This window comes from Massilia pseudoviolaceinigra (assembly GCF_030846505.1).
Taxonomy (GTDB): domain Bacteria; phylum Pseudomonadota; class Gammaproteobacteria; order Burkholderiales; family Burkholderiaceae_D; genus Telluria_A; species Telluria_A violaceinigra.
Map to the genome: position 1 here is coordinate 16,548 of NZ_JAVCWL010000038.1, position 15,625 is coordinate 32,172.

The following is a 15,625-nucleotide window of genomic DNA, read 5'->3' on the forward strand; positions in this document are numbered from 1 at the left end:
GAGGTTAACGACGATGGCACGACCCGAGTTCGCGAGCGACGTTTCGCGCGAAGAGTTTGAGGCGGTACGCGGCATGCTGGAAGCGGCGCGCCGCAAGACGCGTCCGCGCAAGCACGATCTGTACGATGTGTTTTGCGCAGTGTTGTATTTTCTGGAAAGTGGCACCGCCTGGCGCGGCGTGCCGGAGGGGTTTCCGCCCTGGCGCACGGTGCACGAATATTTCACCCAGTGGACGGCGGTACGGCCGGGCGAACCCATGCTGCTCGAAACGGCGCTGGAGCAGATTGGCCGGCCCGCCACCGTGGCAACCCTGCACAAGGTGCTGGCCCGGCAGTGACGCGCCGGCTGGGGCGCCCGTCAGCGGCGCCTCAGCCGCTAGCGCCAGCAGCGCCTGTTGCTGGCGCGGGTGGCGCTGTTGCCTTTTCAAACGTCATGGTCTTCTCATCGAGGAAGAAGGTGCCGACCGGCTGTCCCAGCGCCTTGGGCGCCGGTTCGGCCAGCAGCGCGCAGCCGAGGGTGTCGACCTGCATCACTTCCGTGCCCGAGCGCACGGTGTAGACGTCGTCGCCGTTCGAGAACAGCTCGACCGACACTTCGTCGGCCGGCATGCTGGTCATGGGAAAGACGCGCTGGCATTCCGGCATGTGCGAGGCGACCAGGGTCAGGGTGATGTCTTTTTTCCAGAAGTATTCCTGCTCCGCGCGCACGGTAATGACGTGGTCGTTGCTGGCGTCATCGATGTAGTAACTGGCCGAGCCCTTGATGCAGCCGGCCAGGAGCAGCGGCGTCAGTAAAATCCAGAACCTGCGCATGATCGCTTTCCTGTGGAGTAATGCCAGCAAGTATAGATCAGAACTCGGTGCCGATGGTCAGGGAGACGCCCCTGCGCCCCTGCCTGTGCAGCGAGCCTTTGAACGCGGACGAGCGGCGCGTGGCCCGCAGTTGCACGAACCAGGGGCCATGCGCAGCCGTGCGCGTGTACGGAAAATCGAAACGCATGCCGGCGCTGAGCGCATGGATGAAGTTGCGCCTGCCCGCCATGGCGTCGTCGTCGGGGTTCCTGCCGTTCAGGAACGCGTTATGCGCCCGCATGCGCGCTTCCAGGCTGCCGAAGGCGGCGCACTGCAGCCAGGGCACCATGCAGGTTGAGGTTGCGGCCGGCGTGGCGGCCAGCGCGCGGTGCGCCAGCAGGCGCGCGATCTCCACCGGCGCGCCGGGCAGCGCATCCTGCCCGAGCATGATCGCGATGCCGCCCACCGAGTAATTGGTGGTGTTGCTGTTGGCCATGCCCCACCAGGCGCTGGTGCTCAAGCGCATGGCGCGGGCGAACTCGGGAGAGGCGATGCGCGTGGCCGCGCCCGCGTAGTAGCGCGGCGGCTCCGACAGCCAGCTGTTGTCGGCCGCGCCGAAGTGCGCCAGGTCGTCGGCCGGGAAGTGGGCCTGCGCCAGCGCGGCGCCGCAGGAAAGGGTCAGCGCGGCTGTCAGCGCCGCCGTCGATGCACTGGAAAAAGTAGCCATGACCGTCACCGCCTCGCGAAAAATCACTGGGGAGGAGTTCGATTGTAGGCGCGGCCCGCGAGGCCGGTTTGGCTTGGCTCATGCGCGCCGCATCGCGTGTGGGCGATGCGGCCGGGTTGTTGGCCTAGCGCTGTTTCCGGCGCCAGAAGCGGTCGAGCAGCGGCTTGACGCTGGTGCCATGCACCACGATCGAGAGCATGATGACGACGATCGTAATCTGGATCAGCTGGCCCGAAAGCGAGACCGGCAGGCCGTGGTTGAGGGCGTACATAAGGTAGTACAGCGAGCCGATGCCGCGCACGCCAAACCAGGCGGTGATGCCGCGGATGCGCATCGAGCTGTCCGAGCCGATCAGGCCGATCATCACGCTCAGCGGCCTGGCCACCACGAACAGGAACAGGGCCGTGCCGATGCTGCGCCAGTTCCAGTCGTGCATCGACACCATGCCGCCGAGCAGCAGGACCAGGGTCAGTTCCGACAGCCGTTCGAGATGCTCCTTGAACACCAGCGACTCGGCGCTGACGGTCAGCGGAACGTCGATTGGCGGCGCGGCGGCGCCCGGGTCGTCCTTGCTGTGTTCGGGCACCAGCAAGCCCTGGCGGTCCTTGTGGGCGCCCGACAACACAAGTTCAGTCTGGCGCAGGGCCACGCCGGCGAAAAACACGGCCAGGAAGCCCCAGGCCACGAACACCACGCTCAGCCCGTACACCACGGCGATCAGGCCCAGGCCGACGAGGTCGTCGAGTACCTCGTGCTTGGGATCTTTTCCGCGCAGCATCCATCCGAGCCGGCCCAGCGCCGCCCCGCCCAAGGTGCCGATGGCGATCGCGGCCAGGGTAGCCCACAGCACGTCGACCAGCACCCAGCGCCAGCCGAAGTCGCCCAGTTCATGGGCGCCGAGCAAGCCCAGGCCCAGCATCACGAAGGGGAAGGCCGAGCCATCGTTCATGCCCGCTTCACAGGTGAGGGTGAAGCGCAGCTTGTCGCGGTCGTCGGGATGGCGCACCTGGACGTCGGTGGCCAGCACCGGGTCGGTGGGGGCGAGGATGGCGCCGAGCAGCACGCCGGCGCCCAGCGGCAAGCCGAGCACGAAGTAGCAGAAGGTGGCGATCACGCCCACGCTCAGGCTCATCGAGACCCACGCCAGGCGGATGGCGGGCATCCAGCGCTGGCGCGAAATCGGCACCGGCATCTTCACGCCGGCCGAGAACAGGGAGACGAGCACGGCAATTTCGGTCAGGGTTTCGAGCAGGTGCGATTGCTCGACCGGGCTGAAGGAAAAAATCCCCAGCACCATGGGGCCGAGGCCGAGGCCGACGCACAGGTAGACGATGGCCGACGTGAACGGCAGGCGCGAAATACTGGTCGCCATCAAGCCCCGCGCCAGCATCAGGCAGCCGATCAGAATAAACCAGTGGGTAGTCGTCATGAATAGCATCGGCGGGAAGAGGGGAGTGGGGCGATTCTACAGAAGACAACTGTTTCCCTACGCGCTGTTGCCGTACGGATTGATACCCCCTCGTCTTCTCTGCCCTCAACCGTCGCCCCGCCCCCGGTTCCTATTCTGCCAACACTTAAAACGCAAAACTCCCCGCATCAAGCACCAACGCCGCCGCCCCGCACGCCGGACTGGTGGCCTGGCGATTGCCGCTGCTGGTCGCCTGGCTGCGTTCCCACACATCGGCCACCGCGCCGTGCTTGAGGAACTTGTACTGGATCGCGGTCGACGGCGGCAGCTGTACCGTGCGCGACCACGCCGCATTGGCGCCGCTGCCCTCGATCGCCAGCTGGTTGCCGTTGGTCGCGGTCCAGTTGCCCAGTTCGTTGCGGTTGCCCGTCACATGCACGTTCTGTCCCGGCACCGTATTCGCATTGGCCACGCGGAAGGTGACCGCCACGGTGCTGCAGGCTGGCGGCGTGGTCCCACCGCCGCCGCTGACTTTCTGATTCACATGCAAGGCCAGCGCCGGCACACTGGCGCCGCCGTTGCCCGCAAGGCTGACGCTGGCGATGCCGTTGCTGCCGACCGTCGCGCTGTCGCCGCTGCACGCTGTCTGCGCGGCATTGAGCTTGCCCGTCACGACATTGCAGTACGTCCCCGCCGGTAGCAGCGTTTGCAGGGATGCATTCCACGCCGCTCCGTCATTGTTGATCGCAACAAAGCCCTTGCTGCCGCGCGCAAAGGCAATCTGGTTCGGCGTGCCGTTGACGAAGTGGTCGATCCCCTGGCCGGCCGTGGCCGCGCGGAAGGCGACCATATTGGAAATGTCCGACCAGCGGTGGATGAAATCCCACGACTGGTTGATCAGCGGATTGCCGTTCGCATCGAACGGGCTGGCTGCCGGCGGACCCTGGTCGTAGCTGTTGAAACGGAAGCCCGAATGCACCTGCGCGTGTCCGTACGGCCAGGCCAGCATGAAGATATTGGCCAGGTCGTAGCGCTTGCTGCCCTGGGTGTCGTTGATTTGCCCCGCCACGTAGTTGCTGGCCACCAGCGAACTGCCGTTGCGTTCGGTGTCCCAGTTGTTGACGAACACGCTCGCCTTGTCGCTTGGCACGAATCCCCAGGTCCCGCCCCAGTTGCCGGGCGTGCCCATGATGCTGCGGATCTGCGCAAGATTGGCACCGTTCTCGTTGCGAAACACCGCTTTCATGGCGTACGCGTACTGGAATTCGTTCAGGGTGCCGTTGCCGAAGTAGCCCGAGCGCACCACGTTGCTGTCCGGGATGACCTCCTGCGTGAGCCACAGCGCTTCGCCCGAGGTGGTGGTGCGGTTGGTGCCGGCCAGGATGGCGCTGATGTCGCCCGGCGCCATGTGCTTGGCGGCGTCGATGCGCAGGCCGTCCACGCCCATCGCCACCAGCTTGTTGAAGAAGGTGCGCACCTGGCCCTGGACGTAGCTGCTCTCGGTCTTGAGGTCGGGCAGGCCGCTCAGGCGGCAGTTGGTCACGCTGTTGCGGTTGCCCGGCGAGCCGTAGTCGCCGCCCTGGATGTCGCAGGCGGGATGAAAATCCGGGCCGCTGAAGTTGGGGTAGGTCAGCGCGGTCGAGTTCCAGGCCGAGCCGTTGGTGGCGGTGCCGGCGCCGGCCGCCATGTGGTTTACCACCACGTCCGCGTACACGCGCACCTTGGCGGCGTGGCAGGTAGTGATCATCGCCTGGAATTCGGCTTCGGTACCCATGTTGCTGGCCAGCGAAGTGAAGTTGACGGGCTGGTAGATGTCCCACCACGTGCCCAGGCTGGCGGACGCCTGCGGCGGCGATACCTGGACCGCGCCGTAGCCCTGCGGGCCGAGCCAGTTGGTGCACTCGCGGGCGATGTCGTTCCATTTCCAGCGGAACATCTGGACCGAGGTGTCGGGGGCATTGAAACCGGCCGCGCTTGCCTGGCCGGCGGCGCCGAACAGGATGCCGGCGGCGATCAGCGAGCGCACCAGGGGCGATGTACGAAATGATGTCATGTTGCTTCCTTATGGTTTTTGGTCGTGGAATGCATAACAGTTACGGCAGAAGCACGCTGATCCCATCTGTCTCCATGCATGGGATGCGGCCGTGTGAAACGAGGACGATAGTGCTGCGCCGGGTGGGCGCCGGACGGAGCTGCGGGCTGTGCCCTTATGTGTCTCCGGAGTGGGAATGTAGCACAACTACATTGAATGTAAACTGAAGTATGAAGAATGTATCAATTTTGCTCGGGAATGAAAGGTTTTCTGTATTTCATCTGACATCGATGTAGCATATCTACATCGCCATGGCTGGCGCAAAAAACAAAAAAGCCGGAGAAAAAATCCTCCGGCCCACCCCAAGCCCCACGCTTGTTTGCTGCAGGATGTCTAACGCTGGTACGCCCCGATATCGATGCCGCTTTCCCTGGCGCGCGCCTTGCCGGCGATGTCGGCCGGTAAAGCGGGTTCGCCGCTGCCCTTGCCGACCCCGGGCGAACTGGGGCGCAGGCGGAAATCGGGCAGGCCGCCTTTGCCGTAGCGCACGAACTGCGGCGCTTGCGCCACCGTGCCGCTATGCTTGAGGCCGTTTTTCAACTGCCAGTCGGCGGCCGCGTTCAGGTACACCAGGTTGTTGCGGTAGCTGTTGTGCAGGCCTGTCGAGCCTTGTTCCGAGATGCCGTATTTGTTGTCGTAGACGATGTTGTTGTGCACGGTGGTGAAGTCGTTCGGTCCCTTGATGTAGTAGGGGTCGCCACCGCCGACCAGGATGCCGGTCATCGAGCGGGCGATCGTGTTGTGGCTCACGACAACGTTGGTGGCGTCGTGCCACATCTGGATCGCGGCGCCGCCGATGGCATACAGCACATTGTTGGTGACGCTGCCGGTGGTGCTCATGTTGATGCCCTGGACGAAGCGGCAATCGGTCGGGCCGATGTCATGCACGGTATTGCCGGTCACCGTGCCCACGCGGCCCTTGTAGTAGCTGTCGATGCTGATGCCGGCCGCGCTGGCGCTGGTGCAGGGCACGTCCTGGCCCACATGGTGCACATGGTTGTTGCGGATCAGCGCGCCCGAGCCGGCGTTGTAGATGCCGTAGGTCCAGCGCACGCCGCCGTGGCCGTGGCGCCCGTCCACCTGGAAGCCGACGATATCGACAAAGTCGCCGCGGTTTTCCCACGCCATCTTGGTGGTCGAGCCGCGCGGCGGCACCAGGCGCGCGCCGCCGCGCACGGTGGAGACGTAGCTGATGCGGCGCTCGGCCGTGCCGCTCATCGTGGTGCGAAAGCCGCCCGCGTACGTGCCCGGCGCCACGTGCACGGTGGTGCCGGGCAGGGCGACCCGGGATGCGCGCGGGATGGTTTCGAACGGCTGGGCCGACGTGCCCGGATTGGCGTCCGAACCGTTGCTCGCAACGTAATAGTGGTAGCTGGCGGGGGCCGGGGCGGCCGCCGCCGGTGTGCCTGGCGCCGGGGTGCCGCGCGCCGTCAGGGACAGCCCAAGGCAGGCAAGGCATGCTGCCAGCAGGAGAGGATGGTGTGGCCTGGACAAGTTCATCAACAGTTCCTTTTCGCCGGATCGTGCTGGAAGAGGTGAGGCGGATGCCGGAATCGAACCGACGTCCCCAGCGTTGCAAGCTGGTGCATTGCCATTTTGCTACTCCGCCATGGGAGTAGTGTCCACCCGCATCGCGTCATACCATGCCGACTGGATCAAACAAACCGTTTGCGCGCCGCCCAAAGAAAAGCGGCCCTCGCTGGGCCGCATGAGCTTGTTTGAGAAAGCGCTATTACGGGGCAATCGCCTTGGCGTCGGCACCGGTCGCGCCACCTTCGGCCCGGCTGTAATTGTTGATCACGTAGCGGCTGGCCAGGCTGGCCACGTGGGTCAGCATCATGTTGTCGTGAACGCCCAGGGTGAAGCCGGCCGACATGGCGTTGGCGCGCTGGAAGAATTCGGGATTGGCCACCACGCGGCCCTTGCCGTCAGTAATTTTCAGGCGCAGCAGCACGCCCGAGCTGCCGGCCAGTGGCCCCAGCAGCACGCGCTGGGCGCCGCGCTTGAAGCTCATCTGCTCGATCACGGGCTGGATGATCAGGGTGCGGCCATTCGCCGGGCGCACGTTCCATTCCAGCAGCGAGGCCGACAAATCCTTCTGCAGGTTCGCTTCGATCTTGTTCAGGCCATCCCGATCGGCCTTGACGTCGGGCCCGAACACCACCGGCTTGACGTCGATGCGGCCGAACGCCGAAAACGCTTCCGATGGCGGCGGATTGGTGGTCGACGACGCCTTGATTCTGGTGGCGCCACAGCCTTGCAGCAATACCGCCCCCGACAGGCATGAAGCAAAGAGCAATGCTTTGGAGGTGATGTTCATGGTAATTCCTTGGTCAGTCATTTGGTCAATTTCCCGGCATGTGCAAGCAGTGCCGATAATATCGTAAATCCATTAGCCTTCACTAATAAATAACTTCCTAACGGAAACACAACAGAGGGCGGGAACCAGCTTGGCCGGCGGGTGCAAGCAGCACCACGAAACAGGAGAATCGGGTATATTTAACCATTACCGATAGCTATCTGTGCAGCTTGCAAACGATAGCGGCAGGACCGCGCCGGATGTGAAATGAGCGCCCGCGGCTTGCTTGTCCGGGGGCGGCGCCAAACCTGGAAAGCCATTATCTTGCTTGATGCCCCAGTACCCGCCGACGAAAGCGCGCGCATGGCCGCACTATGCGGCCTCAATATCCTCGATACCCCGCCCGAGGAGCGCTTCGACCGCATCACGCGCAGCGCCCAGCGCATGTTCGACTGTCCGATCGCGCTGGTGACCCTGGTCGACAGCGAACGCCAGTGGTTCAAATCGCGCCTTGGCCTCGATGCGCCTGAAACGCCGCGCACTATCTCCTTTTGCGGGCATGCCATCCTGCGCAACTTCCCATTCATCATTCCCGACACGGCCGCCGACCCGCGCTTTGCCGATAATCCGCTCGTGCTCGGTCCCCCGCACATCCGCTTTTACGCCGGCATTCCCCTGCGTGCCGATAACGGCGCCCTGGTCGCGACTCTGTGCCTGATCGACCGCGTGCCGCGCAGCTTTTCCGACGACGATATTGCTGCCCTGTGCGACCTGGCGCAATGGGCCGAACTCGAACTGAATGTGTACACGATCAAGCAGGCCACCCAGGTCAGCCGCGAAAAGGAAGCGCGCCTGCAGGCGATTGTCGAACACGCGGGCGACGCCATCATCACCATCGACGACCAGGGCCTGGTCGAAACCTTCAATCCCGAGGCGCAGCGCCTGTTCGCATGCCGGCCGGACCAGGTCATCGGCGGGTCATTCAGCAAGCTGGTGGCGCGTCATTACCGTGCCGCCGTCACCAGTTATGTGCGCGCACTGGCGCGCGGCGGCATCGGCGACGGCGTGCGCATCAACCGCCAGGTATTCGGGCAGCGCAGCGACGGCACCCGTTTTCCGGCCAACCTGGTGGTGAGCGAAATGCACATCAACGGGCGCCGCGCCTTTACCGGCCTGGTACGCGATATTTCCGCGCGGCGCCGCAATGCCGATGAAATGAAACGCCTGAACCGGCGCCTGGCCGAAACGCTCAGCCTGCAGCATGCGATTTTGAACAGCAATAACTACGCCATCATTTACGTCAATGCGCACGGCCAGGTCATCATGTTCAACGATGGCGCCCAGCGCATGCTCGGTTATTCCGAAGCCGAAATGCGCACTCAGTCCTCGCTGCTGGTGCTGCACGATCCGGCGGAGCTGGAAGCGCGCGTGCATGCGCTCAGCGTTGAATTGGGGCGTCCGATCCGGCCCGGCGCCGAGATGTTCATCGCCAAGGCGCGCGAGCGCCTGCCCGACGAATCCGAATGGACGTATATCCGCAAGGATGGCAGCCGGCTGCCGGTGCTGCTGTCAGTTTCCGCCGTGTGGGATGATGACAACGCGCTGTCCGGCTTTGTCGGCATCGCCCAGGACATCAGCGAACGCAAGAAAATGGAAAACATGAAGAACGAATTCATTTCCACGGTCTCGCATGAACTGAGAACGCCGATGACCTCCATCAAAGGTTCGCTCGGCCTGCTGGCGGGCGGCGCGGCCGGCGAGATTCCCGTGCGCGCCAAGGTGCTGCTCGATATCGCCAGCAAGAATTGCGACCGCCTGGTGCGCCTGATTAACGACATTCTCGACGTCGAAAAAATCGAGTCCGGCAATATGCGTTTCGAGCCCGTGGTCCAGCCCTTGCTGCCGCTGGTGGAACAGGCCATCGCCGCAACCCACGCCTTTGCCTCGCCCTTCAAGGTCAGCTTCGATCTGCGCTCGGAGCATGGCGACCTGATCGTGGCCGCCGATACCGACCGCCTGATCCAGGTGATCGTCAACCTGCTCTCGAACGCGGCCAAATTCGCCCCGCCCGGCGGCGTGGTCGAAGTGCGCCTGCTGCGCCAGCCGGGATATGCGCGCCTGTCGGTGACCGATCATGGCCCCGGCATTCCCGACCAGTTCCGCAGCCGCATTTTCCAGAAATTCGCCCAGGCCGATGCCTCGGACACGCGCCCGAAAGGCGGCACCGGCCTTGGCCTGAATATCTCGAAAGCCATCATCGAACGGCACCGCGGCCGCATCGATTTTCTCAGCGAATGCGGCGTGCGCACCGCGTTTTTCTTTGAACTGCCGCTCGCGGCATAACCGCTTTTTTCAGGACATCCTTATTTATGACTGCACTTTCCCTGGTCCTGTACGTGGAAGACGATCCCGATATCCAGACCGTCGCCCAGATGGCGCTCGAAATGGTCGGCGGACTGGCCTTGCGTACCTGCAGTTCGGGCCGCGAAGCGCTGGCGGCGGCCGCAGAGTGTAAGCCGGACCTGCTCCTGCTCGACGTCATGATGCCCGGAATGGATGGCCCGACGACCCTGTCCGAATTGCGCAAGCTGCCCAATACCGCCAGTACGCCCGTCATTTTCATGACGGCCAAGGTGCAGTCCGGCGAAGTGGCGTATTACCGCTCGCTCGGGGCGCTGGGGGTGATCGCCAAACCCTTCGATCCGATGCAGTTGGCGGTGCAAGTGCGCCAGCTGTGGGACGAGGCCATGGCATGAACACGCCCGCCGATCTGCAGGCCAGGGTGGCGCTGCTGGCACAGGGATTTCGCACGCGTCTGCCGGCCCGCTTCGAGCAGATGGATGCGGCGTATGCGCTGTGCCGCAGCGATATGGCCGAGCGCGCGCACTGGCAGGAACTGTACCGGCTATTGCATTCGCTGGGCGGCGCGGCCGGTACGTTTGGTTCGGCCGGGCTGGGATTGGCGGCGCGCCGCATCGAAGAAAAAATCAAAACGCAGCTTACCGAAAACGACTGGACAATCGAGAATCTGAATGACATCGGTGCCGACATGGCCGCGCTCAAGCGCATGGCCTTGTCCACGCCCGCACCGCAATGACAGCGCCTATCAGGCAGGGACAGGAAATGATGGATATATCGACGATCTACAGCAAAACTTCCAAGGGCATGACGGAATTGAAAAACGGGTGCAAGAACCTGGCCCGCGATCCGGCCCGCGTTTTATCGATGATTAACGGACGCTCCAGCGTGCACGATTTTCTGGCGCTGGGCGGCATGCCGGTCGATAAGCTCGTCAGCGAGCTCGACGCGCTGACCAAACAGGGTCTGGTGCGCGTGTTTGCCGGTGCGCAGCAAAGCCTGCCGGCAGCGCAGGAACAGGCCGCCGTGCACGATGACGGATTCGATTTTTCGGAAACCCTGCCGACCCTCGACGTGACCGAGCTGACCCCGCAAGAGAGCGTGGAAGCCTGGGCCCAGGCCCGGCGCGGCGCGACCGAGCTGAAAAATACCGGCTTCTATTCCTATGGGAACAAGGCGCAGCTGGGCGCGAGCAAACATGCCCTGACGGCCCTGGTGGTCGAAGACGATGAGGAACTGTCGGAACTGCTGGTGGTGCTGCTGAGCGAAAAGGGTTTTACCGTGCACGCGACCGGCAACATGAACGATGCGCTGGCGGTGGTGCAGACCGCCATGGCGCCCGACCTGGTGCTGCTCGACATCGTCCTGCCCGGGCTGCCCGGCAAGGATGGCTTCGATCTGCTGGCCGCTATCCGCCGCAACGAAGGCTGGTCCAAGGCGCCGGTTGTCATGGTGACGTCGGAAGTGTCCGACGACCAGGTAATGAAAGGTTTAAAGGCGGGAGCCGATGGCTACATCTTCAAACCCTTCAAATGGGAAACGCTGTATTCCTGCATCCAGAGCGTGGTCGGCATCTGACGTCACCGCATGACGCGCCGGCATACCCGCGCTGGTATGCCGGCGCCGCTTTCCCTGGCATCGCCAGTAACGCGCCCGCAAAAAAATGCCTTCCTTGCACTCGCGCTGTTGATCTCCTTCCTTGTTGTTCCTTTCTTTTGTCTCCCCACGCACATAGGTCTCGCTGAGATTCATCGCCAGCCAGAAAGTAAGCTTGCGTAAAGGCTACAGGGCGCTCGGAAAATGCCTACCCGGCTAGACTGGCGCCACAGCGTTATTGGTTTAATGACATTATTTCAAAAGGAGATCCACATGCTGAAAACGACTTTGATCAAATGTGTACTGGGCGCCGCTGTTGCCACCGCTTTCGCCATGCCGGTCACCAGTTACGCCCAGGCGGGGAAGGCGACCATGGACACGCCTGCGGCGAGCGCGCTGAACAAGGCCGATCAGAAAATCGTGGCCGACATGGCACGCGCGAACATGGCCGAAATCGAGGCCGGCAAGCTGGCGCTGGCCAATAGCCAGAACGCGCAAGTGAAAGCGTTCGCGCAGCAAATGATCGACGACCACACCAAGGCGCTGGGCGACGTGACGCAACTTGCGCAAACCAAGGGCGTCACGCTCCCGACCGAGCTCGACAGCAAGCACAAGGCGATGGCCGCCAAACTGAGCAAGCTGACCGGCGATGCCTTCGACAAGGCCTACATGGCCCAGGCAGGCGTGGGCGACCACAAGGCCGTGCACGCGGCGCTGAAAAAGTTTGAAGCCAAGGCCAAGGACCCGGACGTCAAAGCCCTGGCCGCGAAGATGCTGCCGACCGTCGAACAGCACCTGCATTCGGCCATCAGCCTTGCCCCCGCCAAGGGCGGCGCCGCGCACGGAGGCGCCCACAACACGCCGATGGCGGGCGCCAAAACGCCGGCTCCGGCCGCTGGTGTCAAGCCGCCGGTGGTGGGCGAAGCGAACGAGCAGAACGCCGGCAAGCGTTAATGGCATGACTGTACCGGCGCAGCGCGCGCCGGTACGTGACGGCGGGGTTGGCCATATCAGTCTCGCCATGACTGGCATGATGCCGCTTTTGGGCTCGTTCTGGGTTCCGTATCTGTCGTATTTATCTCACTGATTCCATCCTCTTTGACGACTTCCCGGGCATACGGCTGACGTCGACTAAATTCCTAACAAAAATGTTGCGCCCTGTCATCTGAACGATAAAACGCGAAGCTTAAGTCAGACATCTGCTTTCGCCAATCGTTCAATTTTCCGGGACCGCCATGCCAGCCGCCTTCGTTGCGATCTGCCGTAGCCTGCCGCGTCACTTACGCCATCGGAAGGTGCCGGCATGAGCGAAGCGCCGCACAGCCTGCGCGACCTGATCAGCGATCGCCAGCACGACCGCATCCTGCGCCTGTCGTTTCCGCACGACGATGGCCCGGCCACGCAGTTGCTTGTTAACTCGCTCGACGCATCCGAGGCGTTGTCCAAGCCGTTTGAATACATCGTCGAGCTGCTATCGGACGAGCCGAATATCCCGCTCAAAAGCCTGCAGGGGAAGATGCTGTGCGTGCAGCTTGTGCGCAAGGATGGCAGCATGCGCTATTTCACCGGCCGGGTTTTCGGTTTCAGTCTCAAGACGGTCGATGGCGGCGTGTCGTATTACGAGGCGCGGATAGGCCCCTGGTACAACTATCTGGACATGCGCAAGGATAACTACCTGTTTCACAACACCACGCTTTACCAGCAGACTGCCAGCATTTTCGACGACTACAGTAACGTGGCCGACTGGGACTGGCGCGTGAGCGGTGCCGATACAATCATGACCGACGCCTGCCAGTTCGGCGAAACCGACAGCAATTACCTGGAGCGGCGCTGGGCAACGGCGGGCATTCTTTACTGGTTCGAGCATACGGAGCATGGCCATAAAATGGTGCTCTCGGATGATTCGACCAGCGCGCCGGCGATCGATGGCGATCCCGAGGTGCCATTTCAGCGGCATGCTGGATCGGCGGAAGAAGATGGCATCTGCGAATGGTCGCCGGGCCGTCAGATCACCCAGGGAACGTTGGCGCTGGCGTCCTATGATTTCAAAACCGGCCGGCGACAACATCGCTGCCAACGGTGCAGCAGCAGGGCGACGTGCTCTGTATCGAGTCGTACGAATACGCAGGAGCCTACGGCTTTAAGGACAGCGGCAATGCGCGCGAGGTAGCGCAGCGCCAGATCGAGGCGCTTGAAGCGGGTGGAAAGCAGTTCGATGGCACTGGCAATAACCGCCATGCCATGCCATGCCGGGCCGCTGGTTCCGGCTATCCGGACATTTTGATACCGCCACCTTGGGCGATGACGCGCAGGCGCGTGAATTCCTGATTACCGAAGTCCATCACAGCGCGAGCAATAATTACCACCGCAAGGCTGCCACGCCATCGCATTATGAAAATCGGCTCAAGGCGATCCGCAAAATCATCACCTGGCGGCCCCCGCGCGGGCATAACAGCAACGATACCCGCATTCACGGCATCCAGACCGCCATCGTTGTCGGTCCCGCCGGCGAAGAGATTCACACCGACGAATACGGGCGCGTACGCGTGCAATTCCACTGGGACCGCGCGGGAATCAACGATGAGAAAAGTTCCACATGGCTGCGCGTTGCCACGCCCTGGGCGGGCGCCAATTTCGGTATGACCACCATTCCCCGCGTCGGAACCGAAGTGCTGGTGCAGTTCATGGACGGCAATCCCGATCGTCCGATCATCACCGGCATGGTCCCGAATGTGAATACCATGCCGCCGTGGACACTGCCGGATAACAAAACCCAGTCCGGCATCCTGACGCGTTCCACGCCGGGCGGCAGATACGACAATGCCAATGCACTGCGTTTCGAGGACAAGAAAGGCGCGGAGCAGCTCTGGCTACACGCCGAAAAGGACCAGCTGACGGAAGTCGAGCACGATGAGGATAAATGGGTCGGCAATGACCGGCGCAAGACCATCGATCGCGACGAGACCAGTCATATCAGGCGCGATCGCACCGAGACCGTCCACCGCGATGAAACCATTACGGTCCATCACGACCGTACCGAAACGGTTGACCATGACGAAACCATCACCGTTCATAACAACCGCAGCGAGCGGGTCGACCATAACGAAACGATCAGCATAGGCAACCATCGCGATGAGGACGTGGGCAAGAACGAAACGATCCACATTGGCCAGAACCGCACCGAGACGGTCGGGCAGAACGAACGCATCACGATCGGGAAGAACCGCGACAAGGATGTTCGCAATAACGAGTCCGACAAGATCGGCAAGAACTGGTCGATCAAGGTGGGCCGCCTGAAGAAGGAAAACATCGGCATGGCCAATCTGGAGAATATCGGTCTGGCGCGCATGACCAATATCGGCATTGCGTACTCGCTGATCGTGGGGATGGTCCGTAATACCGCCGTGGGCGTGGTTGACCTGCTGACGGTAGGTAAATCGCGCAAGGTGACGGTGGGCGAGAGCCAGGAAATCAGCATCGGCAAGACGGAAACCAGAACCATTGGACAGAGTCATACCACGTCGGTGGGCGAACATCTGGAACTGGTTTGCGGAGCGGCCAAGATTGTCTTGCGCAGCGATGGCGGCATTTTTTTGCAAGGTACCCGGATTCATTTGCAGGGCAGCGCGCAGATCAACGCCGACGGCGGTGTGGTGCAGCTCAATTGCGGCGCTGCCCAAGCGCCGCCAGCGGCGCCAGCGGCGCCCGAGGTCAAGAAGGAAACGCCTTCCGACAAGACAGCGGCGACTGGGTCGTCGCTGGTCGATTGCGGCGGTCCGGGCGTGGTTGGCATGGACGCTGGACTGGAACGGTTGATGAGCGGGGAAATGAGTCCGTTGGCCGTATTTAAGGAACTCAAGAATCTCGCGCGAACAGCGAAAGCGGTCAAAAACGGCGATGTTGGCGCGATTGCGGATGTGATTGGATCGGTGGCCGGCAGTGCGGCGGCTGTGATCAAGGGCAGCGGCAAGGGCGCCGGTGGCATTTAACCGTTTTTCGATGCAGGGAGGCGTCAGCCATGGGAAAACCATCAGCCAGGCAAACGGATGACGTCGCGCATCCGCACGGAAGCGGCGCCATTCTGGAGGGCAGCGCCAATGTCCTTGTCGGAAATCTGCCTGCGGCGCGCATTGGCGACAAGGTCCAGCACAACGGCGCGAGGGATACCCTGGTCGAGGGCGAGAAAACGGTCCTTATCAACGGCAAACCTGCGGCATGCATGAGCGACAGGGTCAGCTGCCATGGCATTGTCACCGGAGGCTGCATGACGGTGTTGTTCGGGAAGGACAAGGACGAGACCTGCCTTATCGAAGCCGCCGCAGCGGGCGCGATGACGGTCCAACCAGGGAGCTGA

The 15,625-nt window shown here is 62.8% G+C and carries 15 protein-coding genes and 1 tRNA gene; 9 read left to right on the plus strand and 7 right to left on the minus strand.

Annotation, left to right across the window (positions count from 1 at the left end; all coding sequences use genetic code 11):
- The first annotated feature begins 13 nt into the window (after window positions 1-13).
- Window positions 14-337: a transposase gene (locus RBA40_RS28085; RefSeq protein ID WP_374710559.1), complete on the plus strand. Its 324-nt coding sequence runs from the start codon at window positions 14-16 to the stop codon at window positions 335-337.
- A 31-nt stretch (window positions 338-368) separates the two neighbouring features.
- Here RBA40_RS28085 and RBA40_RS28090 read toward each other — a convergent pair whose 3' ends face one another.
- The 7 genes from RBA40_RS28090 to RBA40_RS28120 form a co-directional block, all read right to left on the minus strand.
- Window positions 369-812, minus strand: a complete 444-nt coding sequence (locus tag RBA40_RS28090) for a hypothetical protein (protein WP_306651737.1) — start codon at window positions 810-812, stop codon at window positions 369-371.
- A gap of 37 nt (window positions 813-849) precedes the next feature.
- Window positions 850-1,518 (minus strand): hypothetical protein, encoded by a 669-nt coding sequence (locus RBA40_RS28095; RefSeq protein WP_306651739.1) that lies wholly within the window; start codon window positions 1,516-1,518, stop codon window positions 850-852.
- A 124-nt stretch (window positions 1,519-1,642) separates the two neighbouring features.
- Window positions 1,643-2,947 carry a cation:proton antiporter gene (locus RBA40_RS28100; RefSeq protein ID WP_306651741.1) on the minus strand — a complete coding sequence of 435 codons (1,305 nt, stop codon included), beginning with the start codon at window positions 2,945-2,947 and terminating at the stop codon, window positions 1,643-1,645.
- A 145-nt stretch (window positions 2,948-3,092) separates the two neighbouring features.
- Complete coding sequence (locus RBA40_RS28105) at window positions 3,093-4,979, minus strand: carbohydrate-binding module family 20 domain-containing protein (protein ID WP_306651742.1); 1,887 nt, start codon at window positions 4,977-4,979, stop codon at window positions 3,093-3,095.
- Between the two features lie 372 nt (window positions 4,980-5,351).
- The gene (locus tag RBA40_RS28110; protein ID WP_306651744.1) at window positions 5,352-6,518 is read right to left on the minus strand and encodes a right-handed parallel beta-helix repeat-containing protein; all 1,167 of its coding nucleotides are present in this window, start codon (window positions 6,516-6,518) and stop codon (window positions 5,352-5,354) included.
- A gap of 38 nt (window positions 6,519-6,556) precedes the next feature.
- Window positions 6,557-6,627 (minus strand) — tRNA-Cys (locus tag RBA40_RS28115).
- A 123-nt stretch (window positions 6,628-6,750) separates the two neighbouring features.
- Complete coding sequence (locus RBA40_RS28120) at window positions 6,751-7,338, minus strand: hypothetical protein (RefSeq protein ID WP_099872761.1); 588 nt, start codon at window positions 7,336-7,338, stop codon at window positions 6,751-6,753.
- Between the two features lie 303 nt (window positions 7,339-7,641).
- On the opposite strand from RBA40_RS28120, the gene RBA40_RS28125 reads away from it, so the two are divergent.
- The 8 genes from RBA40_RS28125 (at window position 7,642) to RBA40_RS28160 (ending at window position 15,625) form a co-directional block, all read left to right on the plus strand.
- Window positions 7,642-9,660, plus strand: coding sequence for a PAS domain S-box protein (locus tag RBA40_RS28125; RefSeq protein WP_306651746.1), 2,019 nt, complete (start codon window positions 7,642-7,644; stop codon window positions 9,658-9,660).
- 26 nt (window positions 9,661-9,686) lie between these two features.
- Window positions 9,687-10,073 carry a response regulator gene (locus RBA40_RS28130; protein ID WP_306651748.1) on the plus strand — a complete coding sequence of 129 codons (387 nt, stop codon included), beginning with the start codon at window positions 9,687-9,689 and terminating at the stop codon, window positions 10,071-10,073.
- Window positions 10,070-10,414, plus strand: coding sequence for an Hpt domain-containing protein (locus RBA40_RS28135; RefSeq protein ID WP_306651749.1), 345 nt, complete (start codon window positions 10,070-10,072; stop codon window positions 10,412-10,414). Before RBA40_RS28130 ends, RBA40_RS28135 begins: the two co-directional genes overlap by 4 nt.
- Window positions 10,415-10,440: 26 nt before the next feature.
- A complete protein-coding gene (locus RBA40_RS28140) occupies window positions 10,441-11,253 on the plus strand; it encodes a response regulator (protein ID WP_306651751.1) in 813 nt (270 codons plus the stop codon).
- A 291-nt stretch (window positions 11,254-11,544) separates the two neighbouring features.
- Entirely contained in the window at window positions 11,545-12,225 is a 681-nt protein-coding gene (locus RBA40_RS28145; RefSeq protein WP_306651752.1) for a DUF4142 domain-containing protein, read from the plus strand.
- A 349-nt stretch (window positions 12,226-12,574) separates the two neighbouring features.
- The gene (locus RBA40_RS28150; RefSeq protein ID WP_306651754.1) at window positions 12,575-13,441 is read left to right on the plus strand and encodes a type VI secretion system Vgr family protein; all 867 of its coding nucleotides are present in this window, start codon (window positions 12,575-12,577) and stop codon (window positions 13,439-13,441) included.
- Window positions 13,442-13,517: 76 nt separating this feature from the next.
- The gene (locus tag RBA40_RS28155) at window positions 13,518-15,260 is read left to right on the plus strand and encodes a type VI secretion system Vgr family protein (protein ID WP_306651755.1); all 1,743 of its coding nucleotides are present in this window, start codon (window positions 13,518-13,520) and stop codon (window positions 15,258-15,260) included.
- Between the two features lie 29 nt (window positions 15,261-15,289).
- Window positions 15,290-15,625 carry a PAAR domain-containing contractile injection system baseplate protein gene (locus RBA40_RS28160; protein ID WP_306651756.1) on the plus strand — a complete coding sequence of 112 codons (336 nt, stop codon included), beginning with the start codon at window positions 15,290-15,292 and terminating at the stop codon, window positions 15,623-15,625.

Bases quoted from the DNA above. Each gene is read 5' to 3' on its own strand.
- RBA40_RS28085 (WP_374710559.1), top strand. From the start codon at position 14: ATGGCACGACCCGAGTTCGCGAGCGACGTTTCGCGCGAAGAGTTTGAG.
- RBA40_RS28090 (WP_306651737.1), bottom strand. From the start codon at position 812: ATGCGCAGGTTCTGGATTTTACTGACGCCGCTGCTCCTGGCCGGCTGC.
- RBA40_RS28095 (WP_306651739.1), bottom strand. From the start codon at position 1,518: ATGGCTACTTTTTCCAGTGCATCGACGGCGGCGCTGACAGCCGCGCTG.
- RBA40_RS28100 (WP_306651741.1), bottom strand. From the start codon at position 2,947: ATGACGACTACCCACTGGTTTATTCTGATCGGCTGCCTGATGCTGGCG.
- RBA40_RS28105 (WP_306651742.1), bottom strand. From the start codon at position 4,979: ATGACATCATTTCGTACATCGCCCCTGGTGCGCTCGCTGATCGCCGCC.
- RBA40_RS28110 (WP_306651744.1), bottom strand. From the start codon at position 6,518: ATGAACTTGTCCAGGCCACACCATCCTCTCCTGCTGGCAGCATGCCTT.
- RBA40_RS28120 (WP_099872761.1), bottom strand. From the start codon at position 7,338: ATGAACATCACCTCCAAAGCATTGCTCTTTGCTTCATGCCTGTCGGGG.
- RBA40_RS28130 (WP_306651748.1), top strand. From the start codon at position 9,687: ATGACTGCACTTTCCCTGGTCCTGTACGTGGAAGACGATCCCGATATC.
- RBA40_RS28135 (WP_306651749.1), top strand. From the start codon at position 10,070: ATGAACACGCCCGCCGATCTGCAGGCCAGGGTGGCGCTGCTGGCACAG.
- RBA40_RS28140 (WP_306651751.1), top strand. From the start codon at position 10,441: ATGATGGATATATCGACGATCTACAGCAAAACTTCCAAGGGCATGACG.
- RBA40_RS28145 (WP_306651752.1), top strand. From the start codon at position 11,545: ATGCTGAAAACGACTTTGATCAAATGTGTACTGGGCGCCGCTGTTGCC.
- RBA40_RS28150 (WP_306651754.1), top strand. From the start codon at position 12,575: ATGAGCGAAGCGCCGCACAGCCTGCGCGACCTGATCAGCGATCGCCAG.
- RBA40_RS28155 (WP_306651755.1), top strand. From the start codon at position 13,518: ATGCCGGGCCGCTGGTTCCGGCTATCCGGACATTTTGATACCGCCACC.
- RBA40_RS28160 (WP_306651756.1), top strand. From the start codon at position 15,290: ATGGGAAAACCATCAGCCAGGCAAACGGATGACGTCGCGCATCCGCAC.